The sequence below is a fragment of the Lachnoclostridium sp. An196 genome, from assembly GCF_002160135.1.
Classification (GTDB): Bacteria; Bacillota; Clostridia; order Lachnospirales; family Lachnospiraceae; genus Hominiventricola; species Hominiventricola avistercoris.
Map to the genome: position 1 here is coordinate 60906 of NZ_NFJZ01000006.1, position 22541 is coordinate 83446.

Below are 22541 nucleotides of genomic sequence, written 5' to 3' on the forward strand. Positions count from 1 at the left end.
TGCTATTTGGTCTGACTATAAAATATTGTCCAGTCCGTACATCTGGATACTTTCTATCGCCCGGCTGATGTGCTGCCTGGCAAGTTCCTCCGCCAGATCCGGGCGCTTGTCCCGGATGGCTTCAAAGATCGCTCTGTGTTCCTGGGTCGATTTGACCGACCGGTTCTGGAACGCGATCGTCGCTTTTCGTACCCGCTTTACATAATCGTGCAGATCCGAAAGCACATGCTGCAGAATACGGCTATTGGACGCTTCATACAATTGTTCGTGAAACAGATTGTCCAGCTCATGGAGTTTTTCATAATTATTCTTCTCGGTATGATATTCTGTCAGGCAAATAATCTCCTCCATGCTGTCCAGCTGCTCTTTTGTCACCTGCTCCGCTGCCCATCTGGCGCAGAGCCCTTCCAGCGTGGAGCGGATATTATAGATATCCTTTACATCTTTTGCTGTAATGGCATTTACATACGCTCCCCTGTTGGGAATAATCGTCACCAGTCCCTCCAGTTCCAGCTGGCGAAGGGCCTCCCGAACCGGAGTTCTGCTTACTCCCAGTTCCGTACCGATGGCTGTTTCCTTGAGTTCTGTATTCTGCTCATATTTTCCGCTCAGGATGTCTTCACGTATGCTCTCATATACTCTCCCCCTCAGAGAATACCTGTCCCGGTTCTCTTTGGGGTCGTGCATCTCATTCATGATTCTGATGTACCTCCCTGCTCCAGTGTAATGCCCAGCTTATCGCAGGCGTCCTGGATCACGGCAAGCAGCTCTTCGTCGGTCAGCACTGTTACTCTGCCGCTTTCATACTCATTATCCACCCATGCCTTCACCATATGAACCAGCTCTGTATTTTTGTCAATAGCCTGCTCTCCCTTCAGGTGGAACCAGGTATTGATCCAGTGCGCAATACCGGCAAGTCCGGAGGTATTGGACACCGCTACCACCGGAGGCCGTTTCAGGAACTTTTCCGTATCAAAAATATTATAGATTTCTTCATTTTTCAGAAGTCCGTCCGCATGGATACCTGCTCTTGTCACGTTAAAACTGCGTCCCACGAAAGGAGTTCTGGGCGGAATCCGATATCCGATCTCCTTTTCATAATATTCAGCCAGATCCGTAATCACTGTCGTATCCATGCCGTCCAGTGTGCCTCTGAGCTGGGCGTACTCAAATACCATGGCCTCCAGCGGAGTATTTCCTGTACGTTCTCCGATTCCGAACAAAGAGCAGTTTACACCGGAAGCACCGTAGAGCCATGCCGTGGTAGAATTGCTGACTGCCTTATAAAAATCATTGTGCCCGTGCCACTCGATCAGTTCGGATGGAAAACCTGCATGTACCTGGATTCCGTAGATAATACCAGGCACGGATCTGGGAATCACCGCTCCCGGATAGTTCACGCCGTATCCCATAGTATCGCAGCACCGTACCTTAATCGGTATCTGGTAAAAATCCATCAGTTTTCTAAGTTCCAGGCAGAACGGAATCACATATCCGTAAATATCCGCTCTGGTGATATCTTCCAGATGGCACCTGGGACTTACGCCGATCTCCAGACAGTCTCTGATAATGTCCAGGTAATGCTGCATGGCTTCACGGCGCGTCATCTTCATTTTATAAAATATATGATAATCGGAACAACTGACCAGAATACCTGTTTCTTTCAGGCCCAGATCCCTGACCAGCTTAAAATCCTCATGATTGGCACGGATCCAACTCGTAACCTCAGGAAACTTATATCCACGTTCCAGACACTTATACACCGCGTCTCTGTCCTTCTTGCTGTACAGAAAAAACTCTGACTGGCGCACGATCCCTCTCGGTCCGCCAAGTTTATGCAGATAATCAAAAATCGTTACGATCTGGTCTGTAGTGTAAGGCGTCCTGGACTGTTGTCCGTCCCTGAACGTAGTATCCGTGATCCAGATTTCATCCGGCATATGATGCGGCACAATACGGTCGTTGAATGCGATTTTCGGAACTTCCGTATAGGGAAACAGATTCCGGAACGTATTCGGATATTCCACATCCACCAGCGGATACATATGTTCTTCCAGTTGAAGCAGGTTGGTATGTCTGTCAAAATGAACGGCTCTGTTATGATCCATGGTCTTCTCTCCTTTGTATTCTTGTATACAATCTTAATGTAACCATTGTATCATGTTTCCTATGGTTGTCAATCGGTTTTTCCGCTGATTGCCTGAAAACCCCCATACAGATCCAGAATCCCATATCCCCAGATCCGGTTAGGATACTCAAATACAGACGGTCTGTCGGCCCCTCTCACCAGATATCTTTGAATTGTGACGCTGTCCATGGTAGGTACGTTTCCTCTGACAATCCCCCACTCCATCATCAGCGCACAGGCTCCGGCTCCCAGGGCAGCCGCAGCGCTGGTACCGGTCAGCATCGCCGCATTGCCGAGCCGATCCACTGCAGAGACTTCCTCGGCCGGCGCTGCCAGATCAGGTTTCTGACGCTCATACCTGTTAAGGCCTCTTCCTGAATCCAGCCAGATGCTGCCTGATTTCGCGTCATAACCCGCAAAAGTGATAATCCCCTCCGCATTAGCAGGCTCCGTTATTGTGGTATCCGGAGAAGACCGCAGAAAATAGGTCTCGTCAGTGATAAATCCCGTGACCGGAAGCCAGATATGAAAACTGCTGTCCAGAGCGCCCCGGGCGTACACCCGGATTCTCCAGATACCGGGAGTAGGATCCCGGAAAACCAGCAGCAGCCGCTCGTCTCCGGAAATCACTTCTGTCAGTTCGTATTGAATATCCAGAATTGTCTTCTCAAAAACAAACTCATATCTCTGACGCTCCAAAGGCCTCGCAAAGATCCTGGGAATCCGCTCTCCTGCCGGTGAGGTCACCTCCACCGAAAATAGTCCAGGTGTATTTCCCCAGAGATTCATCTGGAAACCCTTTTCTCCCTCCCCAACACGCAGTTCTACATCCAGATATCCGGTAGTTCCCGGAATTACTCCAAAAAAATGATGCCCCCGGTTCCCCTCATTTCCTGCCGCCACTGCAATCGCTCTGCCTGCCCTTCTGGCAAATTCATTCAAATACAATCCCAAAGGCGTGGCACCTGTATGTCCTCCCGAATTGCTCCCCAGCGCCAGGCAGATAACCAGAGGCATCCCCAGTTCCAACGCCAGCATATCCAGATACCGGACCGCCAGCATCATATCCGCTTCTTCATATGCAACCGCATCCAGAGGAATCTGCTGCAGGCGGCGAATCGAGGCTTTTGCAGGCTTCAGTTTTACAAACGCGATGGATGTTTCCGGAGCAGCGCCGATGAAGTTCAAATCTTCCAGCAAAGATCCTGCTGCAATGGATACGACTTTTGTTCCATGTCCATTATCATCCTCACCCGGCAGATTTTGCTCTCCTTCCTGAAGCATCCGATCAATCTCTTCTCCAGAATAAGCGGTCCCATAATGCATATCTCCCGGAGGCGTACCGCTCTGATCCGTCTGATCCCAAAGGCCGATGACCCGGGTGCTTCCGTCCGGATTCCGAAAAGCCGCATTCTCCAACGCGATTCCCGAATCCAGAAATCCAAGAAGAACCCCCCGCCCCCGAAGCTGCAGCGCCGGCTGATTTTGAATGGTAAGAATTCTGGTCTCCTCCAGACTTTCTGTGTCCATCTGAGTATGACAGTACGTGACTGCATAATCGCCAATCAGCATCCCCGACGGATTGCGGACCACTTCTTCCCGGTTCATATAGAATATCATCAGCCCGTCTGTCACATATTGCCCGCATATTCCAAGACGTTCCGCTTCTCTTAAAGCTGTCTGTGCGTCCACCTTCCAAATATAATCAATATAATCGTCGGACAGAATCTCTTCCCTGCATCCCATCTGTGAATCCTCCGGCTCATTCCATTCATCTTACCATATGAAAAAAGCGCTTCTGCTGACACACAGAAGCGCTTTGATACAGATTGTCTCCGCCCTTACTCCAGCTCGAACGCGCCGGTATAAAGCTGATAATATTTTCCTTTTTGAGCGATCAGCTCTTCGTGGCTTCCACGCTCGATGATCCGGCCTTGTTCCAGTACCATGATCACATCCGAGTTCTGCACTGTAGAAAGGCGATGCGCAATCACAAATACTGTACGTCCCTTCATAAGAGCGTCCATGCCTTTCTGTACGATCGCCTCAGTACGGGTATCGATGGAAGAGGTAGCCTCATCCATGATCATAACTGGAGGATCTGCCACCGCTGCTCTCGCGATCGCGATAAGCTGACGCTGCCCCTGTGACAGGTTGGATCCGTTTGCCGCGATCAGAGTGTCATATCCGTTGGGCAGTCTGGTGATAAAATCGTCGGCTCCCGCCAGTTTTGCCGCCTCAATGCACTCATCATCCGTGGCGTCCAGTTTGCCATAGCGGATATTGTCCATAACCGTTCCGCTGAAAAGCACCGTATCCTGCAGAATAATACCAAGAGAACGACGCAGGTCGGCTTTCTTGATCTTATTGATATTGATGCCGTCATAACGGATTTTTCCGTCTGCGATATCGTAAAAACGGTTGATCAGGTTGGTGATCGTTGTTTTGCCCGCGCCGGTAGCTCCTACAAACGCCACCTTCTGGCCCGGCTCCGCGTAAAGCGTAATATTATGCAGAACCGTCTTTTTGCCGTCATAGCTGAAGTCCACATCGTACATGCGCACATCTCCGGCCAGCTTTGTATAAGTAACCGTGCCCTCTGCCTTGTGCGGATGTTTCCATGCCCACATACCGGTACGTTCCTGGCACTCCACAATCTCGCCGTTCTCTTCTTTTGCGTTAACCAGCGTCACGTAGCCGTCATCTGCTTCCGGCTGCTCGTCAATCAGATTAAAGATACGCTGCGCGCCGGCCAGACCCATAACAACCGCGTTGACCTGATTGGACACCTGGCCGATATTTCCGCTGAACTGTCTGGTCATGTTAAGGAAAGGCACTGTAATACTGATACTAAGAGCCATCCCGGACAAACTCAGATTCGGCACATGAAAATACAGCAGGGCGCCTCCCACCAGAGCCACTATCACATAGAGGATATTTCCGATATTCGCCAGAATCGGCATCAGCGTGTTGGCGTACTTGTTTGCACGCTCCGCCACATGGAACAGTTCTTCATTAATGCGGTCGAAATCCTCTTTCGTCTGCTCTTCATGACAGAATACTTTTACGACTTTCTGGCCGTTCATGAGCTCTTCGACAAAACCTTCCGTCTTTCCCATCTGTTCCTGCTGGCGGATAAAATACCTCGCGGAACCGCCGCCGATTTTTTTCGTCACAAGCGTCATGAGTCCGATTCCGACAATCACTACCAGAAACAGCCAGACACTGTAATAAAGCATGATACACACTACTGTAGTTACAGAAACCAGAGAGATCAGAAGCTGCGGTATACTCTGAGAAATCAGCTGTCTCAGGGTATCAATATCGTTGGTATAATAGCTCATGATATCGCCGTGGTTATGCGTGTCAAAATATTTAATAGGCAGATCCTGCATGCCGTTGAACATCTTCTCACGCAATTTCATCAGAGATCCCTGCGTAATCACCGCCATAGTTCTGGTATAAGTAAATCCCGCGATCAAAGACAGCACATAAAAGAAAGCCAGCAATTTCACCAGCCCGAACACCTGTCCGGAAACAGATGCCCAATCCCTGGTCTGCCAGGTCTGCTCCACGATAGAAATAACATTCTGCTGGAATATTGCCGGCAGAGAGCTGATCAGTGCGTTAAGCAGAATACAGACAATAACCAGAGGCAGCATCACCGGATAAAACTCAAATAACAATTTTATCAGACGCACAGCAGTGCCTTTTCTCGTTGCAGTCGGTTTACTCATTCTGATCACCTGCCTTATTCTGCGAAGTATATACTTCGCGGTAAATACTGCTGGTCTTCAGCAGTTCTTCATGAGTTCCAATGTTCTGGATCGTGCCGCCATCCATGACGATAATCCGGTCCGCATCCTGTACGGAAGCAACCCTCTGCGCAATAATGATCTTTGTGGTCTCGGGAATATATTCCGCAAACGCCTTACGGATCAGCGCGTCGGTTTTGGTATCCACCGCGCTGGTGGAATCGTCCAGGATCAGGATCTTCGGTTTTTTCAAAAGGGCGCGGGCAATGCACAGACGCTGCTTCTGTCCGCCGGATACATTAGATCCTCCCTGTTCGATATAAGTATCGTATTTATCCGGGAAACGCTGGATAAACTCATCGGCCTGCGCCAAACGGCACGCTTCCTCGATCTCTTCATCTGTAGCGTTCTGGTTCCCCCAGCGCAGGTTTTCTTTGATGGTACCGGAAAACAATACATTTTTCTGAAGCACTACTGACACCTGATTCCTCAGGGATTCAAGATCGTACTGTCTCACATCAATACCGCCTACCTTCACACTTCCTTCCGTAACATCATACAGACGGGAAATCAGCTGGATCAGCGAGGATTTGGATGATCCGGTTCCTCCGATAATACCAATGGTTTCACCGGAACGAATATGCAGGTCGATATTGGCAAGCGCCATCTTTTTTGCCTGCTTAGAATACTTAAAATTCACATGATCAAAGTCAACAGAGCCGTCCGGCACTTCATACACCGGATCCGCCGGATTGTGCAGAGCAGTTTCCTCTGTCAACACCTCCACGATACGTCTCGCGGACTCCACAGCCATTGTCACCATAACAAACACCATGGAGAACATCATCAGACTTGAAAGAATCTGGAAATTGTAAACCAGCATGGCTGAAAACTGTCCCACATCAAGATCCATGCCGCCGCTGGAAATGATGGTATAAGACCCTGCCGTAAGCACGAAAATCATGACTGAATACAGGCAAAACTGCATCAGAGGATTATTGAACGCCAGAATCTTTTCGGCGCGTGTGAAATCATTGCAAACATCCTCTGCCGCACGCCCGAATTTTTCTTTTTCGTATTCTTCGCGCACATAGGATTTTACCACTCTCATGCCTTTTACATTTTCCTGTATTGATTCATTCAGGGCGTCGTATTTCTTAAATACCTTTTTAAACAACGGCATCGCATGGCTGATCACCATAAAAAGACCGAATCCAAGCACCGGAATCGTAAGAAGGAAGACCAGCGCCAGACGGCCGCCCATGTACAAAGCCATCACAAAAGAAAAAATGATCATCAGAGGACTCCGGAAAGCCAGACGGATCAGCATCATGTATGCCAGCTGCACATTTGTCACATCTGTGGTCATTCTGGTCACCAGAGACGAAGTGGAAAATTTATCAATGTTTTCAAAGGAATATGTCTGAATCCGGTAGAACATATCCTTTCTCAGGTTCTTGGCAAAACCGCAGGATGCCGTCGCGCAGTTAGCTCCGGCTCCGGCTCCGAACGCCAGGGAAAGTACTGCCAGCACTACCAGTATCAGGCCATATTGACCGATCACTCCCAGACCTGCCCCGGCCTTGATCTGGTTCACAAGCTGAGCCACCACGAACGGTATGATACATTCCATGACGACTTCCAGACCCACCAACACCGGAGCGAGGATCGAAGGACGTTTGTACTCCCGGATCGACTTCATCAGTATTCTTATCATCGTTCCCCATTTCTCCTTTCAAATATTTCTGTTTATCAGTATGAAACGAGAGAAAAGTTTCCTTTTCTCCCGTTTGTCTCAAACATATTTTATACAGAAAAAAAATGATTGTCAAGAAAGATTTTACTTGTTCTCCCAGGACTTCCCGATGACGTATCCTTCTTCTTTCAGCATGTCTCCCAGGGCATAAACCTTATCCTCTTTACAGTCCCCGTATATGGTCAGGCTGTCCAGGGTACTGTCTATAAACTGCATGTCTTCCGCCGTAAGTTCGATCTCTGCCGCGCGGATGTTTTCTTTGACAAACCGCATCTCATACATACCCGGTATCGGGACGAGCCTGTCGTATTTGTGCATCAGGTAAGCAAGGGCGATCTGGGAGTACGTAGCGTTCTTCTCAGACGCAAGCTTGTCGATCATGGTCAGGACCGGCTGATTTCTCTTCAGGTTCTCATCTGTAAACCAGGTAGAAGTACGGTGGATATCATCGTTCTTATACGTCATGCCCGGTTTGAACTGCCCGCTGAGAAATCCCGAAGCCAGAGGCATATACGGCGTGAATCCTATGCCGTGCTTTGCGCAGGCCTCCAGCGTGCCGTCCGTAAGCGGAGACCTTTCCATCATGGAAAATTCGTTCTGGATGACGCTGACCGGCGCGATCGCGTTGCCCCGTTCGATCTGATCGGCGTCCGCCCTGGACATGGCCCAGCTGCGGATCTTTCCTTTCTTAATAAAACTGGACATGGCCTCCGCGGTTTCCTCGATAGGGACGCCCTCCGGAATCCGGTGGCACATATAAATATCCACCACATCCGTATCCAGGCGTCTGAGAGAAGCGTCCAGACGCTTTTCGATCTGGTCGGCAAGAGAAGCGTCCGGATCGTTGAGCGGGTCTTTCTCCGGATTAAATTTGGTAAGGATTACCACCTCTGCGCGGATCGGTTTTAACGCTTCGCCCACCAGTATTTCATTGTGGCCGTTCCCATAGGCGTCCGCCGTATCGTAGAGCGTTACGCCCAGTTCATGCGCCGTACGCATCATTTTTATACATTCTTCCCGCGGGGCCGGATCGCCGTGGGCATGCGAAAACCCCATGCACCCCATCCCGATGGCGCCGACTTCGATTGTACCAAGCATTCTTTTTTTCATAACAGCCTCCATTCCGCCGTCTGACAGACGGCATCAGTCTCAACAAGGATAATCCATTGCAGCCTGGATCATAGCGTTGACGTTTTCAGGTTTTGCATTCATCGGGCTGTCGCAGCCGGAACTGATGATCAGCCCTGTTTTTGACCCGCAGTCATCGATCAGGCTGGTGACATAATCATAGACCTGGGTATCTGTCCCAAACGCGAGCATGTTGGAAGGAACGTCCCCCATCATGGCCATATGATCGCCCAGAATATTTCTTGCCCGCCGCATATCCGTGCTGCCGTCCAGCATCAGCAGGCAGCTTCTCGGAGGAAGCTCCAGAAGCGTCTCGATCTCGCTGTCCCAGCAGGAGTCAAAATGGAGTATCGGAAGGATGCCCCTTTCCAGAGTCGCCTCGATAAATTTACGGACATAAGGCCATACAAATTCCATCCACGTATCATGGCTCAACATGGCGGGAGCCCCTCTCCATCCGCCTATCCAGCAGCTGGAAGGCTTCGCGCCGGCCGCCGCCATGCTGTCCAGGGAACCGGTATAGGTCCGGTAAAGATAATCAAACGCAGAATCCATGGCTTTCTTCACCAGCTCAGGCTCATCCATGATATCCATAAAGAAATCCACCAGTCCTCTGGCCCCGGCGAACCCTTCGATCGGGCTTGCCGCGTCAGGGCCTTCCTTCATGATGGGGACTCCTGCCTCCCTGCGGATCCGTTCATAGGTCTTCGGGACAGAGTCAAGAAACGGCTTTATCTTTTCCGCATAATTTCCAAGATATTTTTTAAAATATTCCTCACGCCACGCGCCGTATCCCATTTTAATGATGCGTTCGTAGTCCTCCATCTGCATATTATTGTGTTCCACCACCTGCCAGAGTTCGTTGTCCGGCAGTTCCTCTCCCGGCGTCCTGATCTCGGACAGCCAGAGATTCGCGAGCACAGGCGGATATATCGTAGGTGAATGGATCGCGTCGATTGCGGGATGCTCGTTCAGAAAATGGATACACACATCCGTGGCCCTGTCAAAATCATGGACAAATTCATTGATCGATATGCCTTCCATGGCCGCCATACAGGCAGGGCCGCTGTAATGGAACGGGATCTTATCAACAGGTTTCATACTGACCGCGTTCATGGTTCTTTCCAGACGCTTCTCATAGGTCGTTTCAAATTTTGCCATAATAGCCCTCCTTTGATCGGTGCCGCCCAGGTCATGATATTAAAAATAACATCATAACCAGGCCTTTTCCCTCTTGGTTATGATGTCATCATAGAGCAAAACTGCAGCGATTCCTATGGCTGCATATGAAAAACGAAAGTTGTCAGAAAAATTCTTTTTGTCACAAAGTGACAAATCAGAGCAGCCAGTCCGACAGACACAGGTACTGGAGCTCCTGTTCGTCTTCAAAAGATATCCCTGTAAGCTCCTGGATCCTGGCAATCCGGTATTTTATGGTATTCCGGTGCACATACATCGCTTTTGCCGTATCCAGGATGCTGCATTTGTGATTCAGGAATACAGAAAGGCTTTCCCGCAGCAGCGTATGGTGCGTACGGTCATATTCTTCCAGGATCGCAAAAGCCGGATGCCGGAACTTCGCGGCGGAAAGCATCTGCGATATCTGTTCTTTAATATAAGGGAACGCGAACGCTTCGCACTTGTGGACTCCCGGCCTGTCCGCAGCCTGTCCCACCGTAAAGACCGTCTGCTCATAGCGTAGGGGAAGGCTGAAAAAATCTGTCGTGGGCATGGACATGGCCAGGAACAGGCTGTCCGATGGGATCTGCCGGTCGAGGAACTCGAGGATCTCCGCCTGGCGGGACTCGGGTATCAGAAGCAGGATATCATCCCGGTAAAAGATACACGGAACCTTTGTCTCATTTTTCAGCATGCGCAGCATGGATTTTGAAAAAATCAGATCCTTGCGGGATATGTGGCGAAGCAGAGCCAGACGCCATTGTCCGTCGCCGACGGATTTCTGCAGCTTTTCCGCCGCGGATTCGCCTTCCGCTCCGTGTTCCATCCGACAGTCCAGAAATTCCTGCATCAGCTTTTCCGTAGAACGGAGACGGACGTTCCGTTTAAAAAATTCTTCGGAAAAGATCAGGTATTTGCTGATCTCGCCTGCCAGCTGCATGTCCATCGTGAGAAGGTCTCTGTTGGCAATCAGTATATAGAATACCGCGACCGGTTCCTCATCCTGAAAAAGGTACATCATGATCAGAGGCGGCTGTCCCTGCTGGACATTCTGCACCAGCTGAGGGGTCCGGGAGAGTTCCCGGACCGGCGCGCCCTCGGGCGTGAACCACTGATTCGAAAATATGGCGGGATGCTCCTGGCCATTTTCCTGTTTGTATCTCCAGTACAGGTCGTCCTCCGGGACATCCAGAGAATTGAGCGCTACAATATTGCCCTCAAGATCCATGACGGTAACCGGATTGTACAAAACTTCATGGGACAGATCCAGGATCTTCTGCAGCGAAAGCCCGAAAGCCGACGCATGGGCCATCTCGTGTTCCCATGTGCCGTAGAAATCAAATGCGGCGAGCAGCCCGTTCAGCAGGTCCTCGAAATCTGCCTGGAAGAAAAGGATATAGTTCTCCCGGTGGACAATAATATACGCCTGGTCGTACCGTTTATCCGAGATATAATCAGACGCCTCCCCCAGGTACATAAAATCCGCATGCATCCGCGGCATATTCCCGGACAGAAAGCGAAGCCCCTGTATGGACAACGAATCGTTCTGTATGTGCGCTTTCTGCATATAATCCCTCAAATACCACTGGACCATAGACATACTTAATTTCATATTCAACCTCCATTTGGCAGATACAGACAAAGAAACCGCTCCCCGGCAGCCTCCGTTTGTACCGCAGAAACATAGACAGCAGACGGTATTGCGGCGATAATATTATTATAGGAAACGAGGAAGCGACCCGCAAGTTCTTTCTGATGTCAAAAAGGAGGATTGAGGTATATATGGTAAAATTGGATATCTACGGCGGCCTGCTTGGGGCAGGGAAGACGACCCTGATCAGGCAGATGCTTGCGTCCGCCTATGCCGGGCACAAGACGGCGGTGATCGAAAACGAGATCGGCAAAGTCAACCTGGACGCGGAACTGCTGAAGGACAGCTCTATCTGCGTGCGGGAGATCACATCGGGCTGTATCTGCTGTACGGTAAAGGGGAATTTTACAGAGGCGATCCGGCGTCTGGCAGAACAGGAGCATCCGGAATACATCATCGTAGAGCCGTCCGGCGTGGCCAGCCTGACAGACGTGGTATCCGCCTGCACGGACTCCGGCATGGCGGTCCTGAACCGGATCATCATGGTGGCAGATGCCAGGAAACAGCGTAAGCTTCTGAAAGTAATCGGGAAGTTTTATCTGAAACAGTTTTGCAGCGCGCAGACAGTCTATCTGAATTTTGCGGACCAGATATCCCCGGAAGAACTGGAAGAAGTGAAATCAGCGCTGTGGAAGATCAATCCGGGACTCCGTATGGCCGCCGTCCCTCTGGACGCAGTCGGTCCGGACACTTTCCCGGAAGGCCTGGCGCAGGATATGCTCCCCAGAAGAAGCGGCCTGGGAAAATTATACGGGACTGTCCGCATGCGCTCCGAAGGAGGACAGACTTTCTCTGTCTGGAACTATGAGTTCCGGCATGATCTCCGGAAAGAGACCCTGCAGCGCCTGATGGAACTATTCCGCCGCAGAGAATGCGAGAAGATCTGGCGCGTCAAAGGCTATCTGAAAATGGCGGACGGCGGCGTCCGGAAAATCGATATCGCATACGGCGACCAGTTCCAGGAAGAGCTGAAAAGCTTTGACGGAAGCAAAACTAACCAACTCGTAATCATAGGGGAAGAAATAGACCTGTCCTGGCTTCAGAGCCAGCTGGAAGCGCTGGATCAGGGCGTCTGAGCGCTTCCGATCCGGTCCGCTTTCCGGAACAGGAAAAACCCGATCAGGAATAAAATTGCCAGAAGTCCCACGCCCGTCCTGGAACTGCCGCTCACCTGCGACGCCACGCCTACCATCAGCGTCCCCATGAACGCGGCTCCTTTTCCAAAGATGTCGTAAAAGCCAAAATACTCCGCCGCCCTTTCCTGCGGAATGATGCGGGTGAAATACGACCGGGACAGCGCCTGAATGCCTCCCTGGAAGACCGCCACACAGACTGCCAGGAACCAGAATTCCCAGGTCTTGTCAAGCTGCAGGGCAAAGATTACAATACACAGATATCCCAGAATCGACACGGCGATCAGTTTCCCGCTCTCTATTTTCTTCGTCAGTTTCCCGAACAGGATCGAACAGGGAAACGCCACCACCTGGGTCAGAAGAAGCGCCAGCATCAGGCTGGTATCCGAGATCCCCATGTCCTTGCCATAGGAAGTGGCCAGATCGATGATCGTATAGACACCATCTATATAGAAGAAAAAGGCAAGTAAAAACCAGAGCACTTTGGGGTTCTGCCGGATCCCGCGCACGGTCCTGGCGAGGCTGACAAAGCTCCCGTCCTTATTATTGCTGCCTTCTCCGGAACGCTGCCGGTAAGTTTTCAGAAGCGGCAGGGTCATACAGCTCCACCACACAGCATTGAGCAAAAATGCCAGCATGGTGGCGCGCACGCTTCCAAGCCCCAGCGTATCCGCATTCAGGATCAGCAGGATGCTCGCCACAAACGGGATGCAGCTCCCGATATATCCCCAGGCATAACCGTGTGCGGACACCTGATCCATCCTGTCCTCCTCCGTCACATCTCCCAGCATGGAATCATAAAAGATCAGGCTGCCCTGGTATCCTGTCTTGGCAAGCACATAAATGCCCAGAAATGCAAGCCATCCTGCAGGCACTGCCAGAGCTGCGCATCCCAACGCTCCCACGAGCATGCATCCGGTAAAAATCTCCTTTTTCCGCCCTTTCCCGTCTGCCACGGTCCCCAGAAGCGGTCCCAGTATCATTACCAGCACAGTTACCAGAGAACTGGCATAACTGAAATACGCGGTGGAATTTCCTGCCGACACCCCGGCTCCTTCCGCAAGATTTTTAAAGTAGATGGGAATCACTGTGGAAGTCAGCATCACAAAAGCAGAATTTCCCACATCGTACAGTATCCAGTTTCGTTCCAGTCCCGTCAGCTTTTTCATATGGTCTCCTCATAGTCGCGATACAGCCGTATGGACAGGAGGCCTTTCCCCTCCAGCACCCGGCTGTAATTTACAATCTCCTGTACTGCGGTTTCTACCGAAGCTTCCATCCGTTCTTCCAGAAAGTCATTGCTTTCCCCGCATCCCGGATGAACAATTCCGTCCATGATCAATCCGCCTAATTCCTTGTCCTGCCCTGTGACACGGGATACTGTCCGCAGTATTCTCCTTTTCACCGGAGACGCGCAGATAAAAAACGCGATAATCCTGCGGAACATCTTGATACAGACGTCGATCTGCTTAGGCGTCACATTCTCAAACATGCGCGAGATCTGCTCTCTGGTATGCCTGCGGCTGATCAAATGATGGGTCGGCACATAGCAGAGCGGATCATGTCCGCTTTTCTCAAGCAAATACCGTTCAAAATCTGTCTCTATCTCCAGATGGCCAAGACCATGCTCTTCCATGTAGCAGCTGATATATGGATGGCATTCGCTGTCCAGTATAAAATGACACAGGAAACCATATAAATATGCTCTCAGCACCGGATCATGATCCTTCTCGTATTCTTCTTTCCCTTTCTCGAAAAAACCGGCAGCCAGTTCCCGGTGCATCCGGGTTCCCTGCTGGTTGATCCTGTTCTTCCCGAACGGACGGTAATAAAACAGCAGATCAGGCCCGTGAAGCCCGATCAGAAACGCGTCTTTCCCCTGGCGGACCATCTTTTTCTCCGCTTCCGGAAGCGCTTTATATACTTTTTTTCCAAACAGATAGTGCGCATAAACCGCTGGCATGATGTTCTCTCCTTTCACCGATCTAAGGAAGTGCTGGTCAAATCAGCGCTTCCTTAGTATAACACATTTCCGTTATCCTGCATATGATGAAGTGTAAATAGTTTTTGGAGGTTTTCTCATGGGCGATTTATCAAGAAACGGCTGCGGATGCGGCTGTGACAACGGATGCGGCAACGGTCTGTTCGGAGGCAGCTCCTGCTGCAGCCTGATCTGGATCATCCTGCTGCTCTCCTGCTGCTGCGGCAACGGCAGCGGATTCTTCGGAAACAGTGGCTGCGGATGCGACAACGGATGCGGCGGCAGCGACAGCTGTCTGTGGATCATCCTGCTTCTGCTCTTCTGCGGAAACGGGTTTGGCGGAAGCTCCTGCGGATGCAACTCCTGCGGATGCAATTCCTGCGGATGCTAAAATACCACCCGGGCCGCCCTTACCGGGCGGCCCGCTATGAAAAACCGGTACCGGAAACCGCATGATTTTCGGCGGCCGTTCATATATTGAAGAAAGACGCAGGGAGAAGATCTGCCATGACACCTTTTGACCAGGCATTTTGTCCCAAAGAGCTGCAGGCGCTGAAAATCTTCCTGCCCTTTCTTCCTGCTCCGATGCAGAAACTGATGGCCATCTATATTAAATGGAGCGAACTTCAGTACACCATCGAATACTACAACCGGAATCCGCCTCTGCAGCAGCCGATGGAAGCGGGAAACCTGATGAACTGTATAAAGGAATTCCTGCCTCCGGAGGAACAGGCTCAGATGGAACAATTCGCGGATATGTTTGAAAATATAGACCTGTATCGGGAGATGTTCGAAGGATTCTCCTCCGCTCCCGAACAAAAGGAGGAATGATCAGAATATGAAAGTCCCTGAGTGGTTTCACGACGAGCGTATCCAGAACATCGCGCCGGCCAAACTGCAACTCCTTCTGAATCTGGCGGAACAGATCGAAGGAAAATCGCAGAAAGAAGCCATGCCCGTCATCATGGGCGCCATCGCGTCCGCCAACCGGCAGCGTCTGAATTTCACCAAAGATGAATTTGATCTGATCTTTCAGATCATGAAAGAAGGCAAAAGCGAAGAAGAGAAACGTCAGATGGATGACGCGCTGGAAAAAGCCCGGAAGATGATGCGGGGCAAAGGCGGCAGATAGGGGAAACCCAAACGCCGCCCCGGATCATTCTTTTGTCTGCCGGTTGATAAACTGCAGCTTCGTCTTGGAGTACAGGATCTTCTGGCTGTGGTACAGACCAAAATATCCGGATTCCAGATAGCTGATCGATACGGACAGCAAAAAGAACGGCATACACTGGAACCCGAACAGTTCAAAACTCAGGAGCAAAGAAGAAATCGGACAGTTTGTAACGCCGCAGAAGACCGCTGCCATACCGCAGGCTGCCGCCAGGGACGGCGCGAGTCCCGTAACCTGTCCGAACAGGCAGCCAAACGTGGCTCCAACAAACAAAGTAGGAACAATCTCTCCTCCCTTGAATCCGCTCCCCAGAGTCACGGCTGTGAATACCATTTTAATCAGGAAGGCCGCGGCTGCTGTTTCCCCTGCCACTGCCTTTGCCACCACGTCCATCCCGGCTCCCAGATAATCCGTCGTGCCCAGAAGGATGGTCATCAGGATGACCAGCAGGGCGCCGGAAATGATGCGCACCCATTCGTTGGGAATCCATTTCTGATACCAGTGCTCCGTGTGGTGGAGAACCATACAGAACAAAATACTGACTGCCGCGCAGAGCACAGCCAGCACGATTGTCAGGACTACACTCCGGACATCCACAGCAGGGATCTCTGTGATCGTAAACTGTTCTCCATGCGCGCCGACCCATGCGGCCGCACCCCTGGCAGCCAGCGAAGCCATCGCGCAGGGAACCAGAGCCGCATATTCCATGATGCCCACGCTGATCACTTCCATGGCAAATACCGTGGCTGTCAGAGGAGTGCCGAACAACGCGGAGAACGCCGCGCTCATCCCGCACATGATCATGATCTTACGGTCATACTCATCCATCTTCATCCATTTTCCAAAAGTTCCTCCCAGACTGCCTCCCAGCTGAAGCGCCGCCCCTTCGCGTCCTGCGGAACCGCCAAAAGCATGCGTCAAAACTGTAGATATTACGATCAGCGGAGCCATCCGCAGAGGCACATAAGCGCCTGTCTGGATTCCTTTCAGCACCAGATTCGTACTGGAGTGGTAAGGATCCAGCTTATAAAGCACCACTATGGCAAGTCCGGCCACAGGCAGAAGATACAGCATCCAGGGGTGATTTCCACGAAATGTCGTCACATTCGCGACTGCCAGATTGAACCAACCCCCGACTACGCCCAGGATCCATCCTGTAAGTCCGGCGGCAGCAAGCCATCGCAGCAGGATGAATGCTCTTTCGGCACATTTTTTCAGACATTCCTCTATCATCTTTTTCATCTTTCTCTCCTTCTGCCGGGATCTGTATGCAATCCGGCATTCCGCAAAAAACAGACGGCCTTTGATTTCCAAAAGATACCGTCTGTCTTTCACTATTCTGTCAAACCGACTGTCTATGACTCAGCAGCTCTTGCCGCCACTTCTTTTTCCTGTACATCCGATGGAGCCTGCTCATAGCGCGCAAACTCATAGGAATAGGTTCCGCTTCCTCCGGTCATGGAACGAAGATCCGTATTGTATCCGAAGATCTCCATCATCGGAACGTCGGCTACCACTTCCGTCTTCCCTGCTCCGGATGGATTCATACCAAGAACACGTCCTCTTCTCTTGTTCAGATCCCCCATAACATCTCCGGTATATTTATCCGGAACGACCACAGTCAATGTCACGATGGGCTCCAGAAGCACCGGCGACGCTTCCATAAAACCTTTTTTGAACGCCTGGAGCGCTGCAGTCTTGAATGCCATCTCTGAGGAATCTACCGGATGATAAGAGCCGTCATACAGTACCGCTTTCACGCCGACTACCGGATATCCGGCCAGAGGTCCTTTGGTAACTCCTTCCTGGATACCTTTCTCGACTGCCGGGAAATAATTCTTCGGAACCGCTCCTCCTACTACCGTCTGTTCAAATACATATGAACTCTCCAGATCTCCGGACGGCTCGAAGGTCATCTTTACGTGACCATATTGGCCGTGACCGCCGGACTGCTTCTTATACTTATATTCCACGTCCGCTTTCTTGCGGATCGTCTCACGGAACGCAACCTTCGGCTTTACCAGTTCCACATCGACTTTATATTTATCTGCCAGGATGCTGACCGCCACTGACAGGTGCTGGTCTCCCATACCATAGAGCAGCGACTGACGGTTCTCTCCGTCGTTGACTGCCTTGAGCGTCAGGTCCTCGTCCATCATCTTGGAAAGTGCCTGGGAAACTTTATCTTCATCGCCTTTGTTTTTTGCCTTATAAGCCATATAAGTATATGGTCTGGAGATCTCGGCTTTTCCATACATCACCGGAACCGCTTTGGTAGAAAGGGTATCCCCCGTATGACAGCCTGCTTTCGCGACGGCGCCGATGTCTCCCGCATGAAGCTCCGGTACCTCGATCGGTTTGCTGCCTCTGAATACATAGAGTTTATTCAGCTTCTCCTCGGTCTCTGTAGAAGCATTATACAGCACATCGTCCGGCTTAAGAACGCCGGAGCAAACCTTCAGCAGAGAATATTTCCCGATAAACGGATCCGCGATCGTCTTGAATACATATGCGGACTTCGATTTTGAGAAATTATAATCCGCCTGAAAGATCTCATTGGTCTTCATATTGATACCTGCGCGCTCCATCTTATCCGGAGACGGCAGAAGTTCCACGATATCATTCAGAAGGTTGTGGATGTTTCTTAATTCCGTACTGGACCCCATGGAAACCGGAACGATGCTTCCGTCATCCACGTTCATCTTCATAGCCGCGCGAATCTCTCCTACAGAGAACTCGTCTCCCGCGAAATACCGCTCCATGAATTCTTCACTGGTCTCCGCCACCGCATCCATCATGGCTTCACGGTAAATATCCAGATTCGGACGGCAATAGTCCGGGATCTCACATTCTTCTCTGCTGCCGATGCCTGTAAAGCGGCGTCCGGCCATCTTCATGACATTGACATACCCCACGAACTTCTCATTCTCACGGATGGGCTGATAGAACGGTGCGATCTTCTTGCCGTACAGCTCCGTCAGTTTCTCTACCACTCCGCGGAAAGAAGCATGGTCCACATCCATCTCGGAGACAAAGAACATACGCGGCAGCTTATACTTCTCGCAAAGCTCCCACGCCTTCTCCGTACCCACTTCTACGCCGGCCTTTCCGGATACTACGATGATCGCCGCGTCCGCCGCTGCCACCGCTTCTTCCACTTCCCCCACAAAGTCGAAATATCCGGGCGTATCCAATACATTGACCTTTACATCTTTCCAGATGATCGGAATCACGGATGTATTGATGGAAAACTTCCTTTTAATCTCTTCCTTGTCATAATCGCTGATGGTCGTGCCGTCCGGTACTTTCCCCATGCGGCTGGTAAGGCCGGATACATATGCCATAGCCTCCACCAGACTGGTCTTACCGCTCCCGCCATGTCCTAAAAGAACTACGTTGCGGATACTGTCAGTCGTGTAAACGTTCATAGAAATCTCCTCCAATACATTTAGTCATGTAAGAATTATACTAAACACCAGAGGAAATAGCAAGGTTTTTTGATGAATAGTTACAATTTCCGGGAAATATTGCTCACTGACACAAACCCTTTGGACTCCATGCAGTTTTCTACCTCATAAATATCCTCCGCATAGATCACCATGATTGGCGTTCCTGTCTCCCGGTTAAAAGAAAGATAGCTGTAATCCACATTGATGTTGCTGTCGGACAGAGCCAGCAGTACTTTATGCAGGCTTCCCACCTCATCATCCATCTCAATGCCCAGAACATCTGTCAGGCAGCACAGATATCCGGCGTCCTTCACGGCTTTCTCTGCTTTTTCCGGGTCAGAGACCACCATGCGGATAATACCGAACTCAATCCCGTCGTTGGTCATAGAACCCAGAATATTGATTTCATTTTCTACAAGCAGCCCGGTGATATGCTGCATACGACCTTTCTTGTTTTCCACATAGATGGAAAGCTGTTTTAACATCTCTTACTCCTCCATACAACAGACCGTCCGGCCGATCCTGATTCCGGCGGTCAAAGTCTTCGTGTAGAAGTATAGAAGAATCTGCATTTTTTGTCAATGTCGGCTGCTGACATAGATCTTTTCCCAAATCTTTTCGCCTGTCACATGCAACTATCCGATTGAACAGACGCTCTGCCTCTGGTACAATCGGTAGTAAAGAGAGGTAATAACCATGCATGATAAAATACTGATCCGGGGCGCCCGGGTGCACAATCTGAAAAATATCGATGTGGACGTACCGCTGAACAAAATCGTAGGCATCGCCGGTGTATCCGGCTCCGGCAAATCGTCCCTGGCGCTGGGCGTTCTGTACGCGGAAGGCTCACGCAGATATCTGGACGCGCTTTCTACTTATACCAGGAGGCGCATGACACAGGCGGCCAAAGCGCAGGTAGACGAGATCCTGTACGTGCCTGCGGCTCTGGCGCTGCACCAGCGTCCCGGCGTTCCCGGTATCCGGAGTACCTTCGGCACGGGTACGGAACTTCTGAACAGTCTGCGCCTGATGTATTCCCGGCTGGCAGAACACCGCTGTCCAAACGGGCACTATCTGGCTCCTTCTCTGGCGGTCGCCGCCGGCCAGGAACTGGTCTGTCCGGAATGCGGCGCGCATTTCTACGCTCCATCGGCGGAAGAACTGGCATTCAACAGCCAGGGCGCCTGCCGCACCTGCGGCGGCACCGGTACGGTACAGACTGTAGACCGCTCCACACTGGTCCCGGACGAATCGCTGACCATCGACGAAGGAGCCGTAGCGCCATGGAATTCCCTGATGTGGTCGCTGATGACCGATGTTTGCCGCGCCATGGGTGTACGCACCGACGTGCCGTTCCGTGACCTGACAGAAAAAGAGAAAGATATCGTCTATAACGGGCCTGCGGAAAAGAAACATATATTCTATAAACCCAAAAATTCCAATCAGGCGGGCGAACTGGATTTCACCTACTTCAACGCAGTATATACGGTAGAAAATGCCCTGGCAAAAGTCAAAGATGAAAAAGGCATGAAACGTGTGGAAAAATTTCTGCGTCAGGACACCTGTCCGGACTGCGGCGGCACGCGTTTGTCCGACGCGGCAAGAGCTCCCAGACTGCGGGGCATCTCCCTGGACGAAGCCTGCCGGATGTCTCTGTCCGACCTGGCTGTATGGGTGGACGGCGTACCGGATTCTCTTCCGGAGGAGATGCGTCCCATGGCGGCCAGCATCTGTGAATCCTTTCAGACGTCAGCCAGAAGACTTCTGGATCTGGGACTGGGTTATCTGGCGCTGGACCGCGCTTCTTCCACGCTTTCCACCGGAGAACGCCAGCGGATGCAGCTTGCCCGCGCCGTCCGCAACCGCACCACCGGCGTATTGTATGTACTGGATGAACCGTCCATCGGACTTCACCCATCCAATATCATCGGGCTTACCGGAGTCATGCACGACCTGATCGACGACGGCAACTCTATCGTCCTGGTGGATCATGATACCCAGGTACTGGCTGAAGCCGACTGGATCATCGAGATGGGGCCGGGCGCAGGCGCGGAAGGCGGGCAGGTGATCGCGGAAGGTACCGTCTCAGATCTTTCCGGAAATCCGGATTCCCGGATCGGACCCTTTCTGTCCGCATGGTCTGCCGGGCATGCTGCCAAACACGCCGATACAGAAAACGTTGCAAAAGAAGAAGCTGGGACAGATCTGTACCATGACGGGATCATCCGGCTCTCCACCGGCCCCATTCACACAGTAAAACCATTGGAAGTCCGGATTCCCAAAGGGAAACTGACCGTGGTAACCGGAGTATCCGGTTCCGGCAAGACGACCCTGATCCTGGAAAGCCTGGTACCCGGCCTGGACGCGCAGATTCAAGGGAAAAAACTTCCAGAGCATGTACTCTCCGTCCAGGCGGACGGCATCGAACATGTCAAACTGATCGACGCCACTCCCATCGGCATCAATGTCCGCTCCACGGTCGCCACCTACGCCAATGTGCATGACGAATTGCGGAAACATTTCGCCAGGACTCCCGACGCAAAAAAGGCCGGCCTGAAAGCAGGTGATTTTTCCTACAATACCGGAAAACTGCGCTGTCCGGTCTGCGACGGAACCGGCGTCATCAGCCTCGACGTACAGTTTCTGCCCGACGTGGATATCCCCTGTCCGGAATGCCGGGGATCCCGCTACGCGAAGACAGCAGAATCAATCAAATATCAAAACAAAGAAGGAAACATCTATTCTCTGCCGGAGCTGATGTCCATGGACATACACACGGCGCTGGAAGCCTGCGGGGATCTGAAAACCGTCCGGCAGAGGCTCCAGGTATTGGAAGATCTGGGATTAGGATATCTGACTCTGGGAGAAGAAACGCCCGGCCTGTCCGGCGGCGAAGCGCAAAGGCTGAAGCTGGCCAGCGAGATGGGCAGGATACAGTCGGATTCTGTATTCGTCTTCGACGAACCCACCATCGGCCTGCATCCTCTTGATGTCCAGACACTGCTGGACGTATTTCACACACTGATCAGTCAGGGAGCGACCGTGATCGTGATCGAACATGATCTGGACGTGATCCGCAGCGCGGACTATATCATTGATATGGGGCCGGGCGGCGGCGAAGCAGGAGGACGTATCGTCGCCGCCGGCACGCCGGATGAGATCAGACATACGCCGGAAAGTGTCACCGGCCGTTATCTGTGACAGAAAACA

The 22541-nt window shown here is 51.4% G+C and carries 18 protein-coding genes; 5 read left to right on the plus strand and 13 right to left on the minus strand.

The window, feature by feature from the left end; translation table 11 throughout:
• Positions 1 to 15: 15 nt before the first annotated feature.
• The 8 genes from B5F29_RS08445 to B5F29_RS08480 all read right to left on the minus strand — a co-directional run bounded on the left by B5F29_RS08445 (position 16) and on the right by B5F29_RS08480 (position 11558).
• On the minus strand, positions 16 to 696 hold the full coding sequence (locus tag B5F29_RS08445) for a GntR family transcriptional regulator (protein ID WP_330397567.1): 681 nt from the start codon (positions 694 to 696) through the stop codon (positions 16 to 18).
• A complete protein-coding gene (locus tag B5F29_RS08450; protein ID WP_087154192.1) occupies positions 693 to 2108 on the minus strand; it encodes a 2-isopropylmalate synthase in 1416 nt (471 codons plus the stop codon). The genes B5F29_RS08445 and B5F29_RS08450 overlap by 4 nt, the downstream gene beginning before the upstream one ends.
• A gap of 68 nt (positions 2109 to 2176) precedes the next feature.
• Complete coding sequence (locus tag B5F29_RS08455; RefSeq protein ID WP_087154193.1) at positions 2177 to 3874, minus strand: S8 family peptidase; 1698 nt, start codon at positions 3872 to 3874, stop codon at positions 2177 to 2179.
• 95 nt (positions 3875 to 3969) lie between these two features.
• The gene (locus B5F29_RS08460) at positions 3970 to 5865 is read right to left on the minus strand and encodes an ABC transporter ATP-binding protein (protein WP_087154194.1); all 1896 of its coding nucleotides are present in this window, start codon (positions 5863 to 5865) and stop codon (positions 3970 to 3972) included.
• Positions 5858 to 7600: an ABC transporter ATP-binding protein gene (locus B5F29_RS08465; RefSeq protein ID WP_087154195.1), complete on the minus strand. Its 1743-nt coding sequence runs from the start codon at positions 7598 to 7600 to the stop codon at positions 5858 to 5860. Before B5F29_RS08465 ends, B5F29_RS08460 begins: the two co-directional genes overlap by 8 nt.
• A gap of 123 nt (positions 7601 to 7723) precedes the next feature.
• The gene (locus B5F29_RS08470) at positions 7724 to 8749 is read right to left on the minus strand and encodes an aldo/keto reductase (protein WP_162608389.1); all 1026 of its coding nucleotides are present in this window, start codon (positions 8747 to 8749) and stop codon (positions 7724 to 7726) included.
• A 39-nt stretch (positions 8750 to 8788) separates the two neighbouring features.
• A complete protein-coding gene (locus B5F29_RS08475; protein WP_087154197.1) occupies positions 8789 to 9928 on the minus strand; it encodes a uroporphyrinogen decarboxylase family protein in 1140 nt (379 codons plus the stop codon).
• A gap of 175 nt (positions 9929 to 10103) precedes the next feature.
• Positions 10104 to 11558, minus strand: a complete 1455-nt coding sequence (locus tag B5F29_RS08480) for a helix-turn-helix domain-containing protein (protein ID WP_087154198.1) — start codon at positions 11556 to 11558, stop codon at positions 10104 to 10106.
• Positions 11559 to 11728: 170 nt separating this feature from the next.
• On the opposite strand from B5F29_RS08480, the gene B5F29_RS08485 reads away from it, so the two are divergent.
• Positions 11729 to 12673 carry a CobW family GTP-binding protein gene (locus tag B5F29_RS08485; protein WP_162608390.1) on the plus strand — a complete coding sequence of 315 codons (945 nt, stop codon included), beginning with the start codon at positions 11729 to 11731 and terminating at the stop codon, positions 12671 to 12673.
• Here B5F29_RS08485 and B5F29_RS08490 read toward each other — a convergent pair.
• Both B5F29_RS08490 and B5F29_RS08495 read right to left on the minus strand, forming a co-directional pair.
• Positions 12661 to 13899: an MFS transporter gene (locus B5F29_RS08490; RefSeq protein WP_087154200.1), complete on the minus strand. Its 1239-nt coding sequence runs from the start codon at positions 13897 to 13899 to the stop codon at positions 12661 to 12663. The two genes, B5F29_RS08485 and B5F29_RS08490, sit on opposite strands and share 13 nt — an antisense overlap.
• Entirely contained in the window at positions 13896 to 14693 is a 798-nt protein-coding gene (locus B5F29_RS08495; RefSeq protein ID WP_087154201.1) for a zinc dependent phospholipase C family protein, read from the minus strand. The genes B5F29_RS08490 and B5F29_RS08495 overlap by 4 nt, the downstream gene beginning before the upstream one ends.
• A 118-nt stretch (positions 14694 to 14811) precedes the next feature.
• Between B5F29_RS08495 and B5F29_RS08500 the strand changes: the two genes are divergently transcribed.
• The 3 genes from B5F29_RS08500 to B5F29_RS08510 all read left to right on the plus strand — a co-directional run bounded on the left by B5F29_RS08500 (position 14812) and on the right by B5F29_RS08510 (position 15843).
• A complete protein-coding gene (locus B5F29_RS08500) occupies positions 14812 to 15102 on the plus strand; it encodes a hypothetical protein (protein WP_087154202.1) in 291 nt (96 codons plus the stop codon).
• Positions 15103 to 15218: 116 nt separating this feature from the next.
• Positions 15219 to 15542, plus strand: coding sequence for a hypothetical protein (locus B5F29_RS08505; protein WP_087154203.1), 324 nt, complete (start codon positions 15219 to 15221; stop codon positions 15540 to 15542).
• A gap of 7 nt (positions 15543 to 15549) precedes the next feature.
• A complete protein-coding gene (locus B5F29_RS08510; RefSeq protein WP_087154204.1) occupies positions 15550 to 15843 on the plus strand; it encodes a hypothetical protein in 294 nt (97 codons plus the stop codon).
• A gap of 24 nt (positions 15844 to 15867) precedes the next feature.
• Here B5F29_RS08510 and B5F29_RS08515 read toward each other — a convergent pair whose 3' ends face one another.
• The 3 genes from B5F29_RS08515 to B5F29_RS08525 all read right to left on the minus strand — a co-directional run bounded on the left by B5F29_RS08515 (position 15868) and on the right by B5F29_RS08525 (position 19816).
• Positions 15868 to 17124: a chloride channel protein gene (locus tag B5F29_RS08515; protein WP_087154332.1), complete on the minus strand. Its 1257-nt coding sequence runs from the start codon at positions 17122 to 17124 to the stop codon at positions 15868 to 15870.
• A 113-nt stretch (positions 17125 to 17237) separates the two neighbouring features.
• The gene (locus B5F29_RS08520) at positions 17238 to 19310 is read right to left on the minus strand and encodes an elongation factor G (RefSeq protein ID WP_087154205.1); all 2073 of its coding nucleotides are present in this window, start codon (positions 19308 to 19310) and stop codon (positions 17238 to 17240) included.
• Between the two features lie 80 nt (positions 19311 to 19390).
• A complete protein-coding gene (locus B5F29_RS08525; protein ID WP_087154206.1) occupies positions 19391 to 19816 on the minus strand; it encodes an amino acid-binding protein in 426 nt (141 codons plus the stop codon).
• A 211-nt stretch (positions 19817 to 20027) separates the two neighbouring features.
• Between B5F29_RS08525 and B5F29_RS08530 the strand changes: the two genes are divergently transcribed.
• Complete coding sequence (locus B5F29_RS08530; RefSeq protein ID WP_087154207.1) at positions 20028 to 22532, plus strand: excinuclease ABC subunit UvrA; 2505 nt, start codon at positions 20028 to 20030, stop codon at positions 22530 to 22532.
• Positions 22533 to 22541: the final 9 nt, after the last annotated feature.

What these genes read in the sequence shown, in the direction of transcription:
- B5F29_RS08445 (WP_330397567.1), bottom strand. Translation starts at nt 696, where the DNA reads ATGAATGAGATGCACGACCCCAAAGAGAACCGGGACAGGTATTCTCTG.
- B5F29_RS08450 (WP_087154192.1), bottom strand. Translation starts at nt 2,108, where the DNA reads ATGGATCATAACAGAGCCGTTCATTTTGACAGACATACCAACCTGCTT.
- B5F29_RS08455 (WP_087154193.1), bottom strand. Translation starts at nt 3,874, where the DNA reads ATGGGATGCAGGGAAGAGATTCTGTCCGACGATTATATTGATTATATT.
- B5F29_RS08460 (WP_087154194.1), bottom strand. Translation starts at nt 5,865, where the DNA reads ATGAGTAAACCGACTGCAACGAGAAAAGGCACTGCTGTGCGTCTGATA.
- B5F29_RS08465 (WP_087154195.1), bottom strand. Translation starts at nt 7,600, where the DNA reads ATGATAAGAATACTGATGAAGTCGATCCGGGAGTACAAACGTCCTTCG.
- B5F29_RS08470 (WP_162608389.1), bottom strand. Translation starts at nt 8,749, where the DNA reads ATGAAAAAAAGAATGCTTGGTACAATCGAAGTCGGCGCCATCGGGATG.
- B5F29_RS08475 (WP_087154197.1), bottom strand. Translation starts at nt 9,928, where the DNA reads ATGGCAAAATTTGAAACGACCTATGAGAAGCGTCTGGAAAGAACCATG.
- B5F29_RS08480 (WP_087154198.1), bottom strand. Translation starts at nt 11,558, where the DNA reads ATGAAATTAAGTATGTCTATGGTCCAGTGGTATTTGAGGGATTATATG.
- B5F29_RS08485 (WP_162608390.1), top strand. Translation starts at nt 11,729, where the DNA reads ATGGTAAAATTGGATATCTACGGCGGCCTGCTTGGGGCAGGGAAGACG.
- B5F29_RS08490 (WP_087154200.1), bottom strand. Translation starts at nt 13,899, where the DNA reads ATGAAAAAGCTGACGGGACTGGAACGAAACTGGATACTGTACGATGTG.
- B5F29_RS08495 (WP_087154201.1), bottom strand. Translation starts at nt 14,693, where the DNA reads ATGCCAGCGGTTTATGCGCACTATCTGTTTGGAAAAAAAGTATATAAA.
- B5F29_RS08500 (WP_087154202.1), top strand. Translation starts at nt 14,812, where the DNA reads ATGGGCGATTTATCAAGAAACGGCTGCGGATGCGGCTGTGACAACGGA.
- B5F29_RS08505 (WP_087154203.1), top strand. Translation starts at nt 15,219, where the DNA reads ATGACACCTTTTGACCAGGCATTTTGTCCCAAAGAGCTGCAGGCGCTG.
- B5F29_RS08510 (WP_087154204.1), top strand. Translation starts at nt 15,550, where the DNA reads ATGAAAGTCCCTGAGTGGTTTCACGACGAGCGTATCCAGAACATCGCG.
- B5F29_RS08515 (WP_087154332.1), bottom strand. Translation starts at nt 17,124, where the DNA reads ATGAAAAAGATGATAGAGGAATGTCTGAAAAAATGTGCCGAAAGAGCA.
- B5F29_RS08520 (WP_087154205.1), bottom strand. Translation starts at nt 19,310, where the DNA reads ATGAACGTTTACACGACTGACAGTATCCGCAACGTAGTTCTTTTAGGA.
- B5F29_RS08525 (WP_087154206.1), bottom strand. Translation starts at nt 19,816, where the DNA reads ATGTTAAAACAGCTTTCCATCTATGTGGAAAACAAGAAAGGTCGTATG.
- B5F29_RS08530 (WP_087154207.1), top strand. Translation starts at nt 20,028, where the DNA reads ATGCATGATAAAATACTGATCCGGGGCGCCCGGGTGCACAATCTGAAA.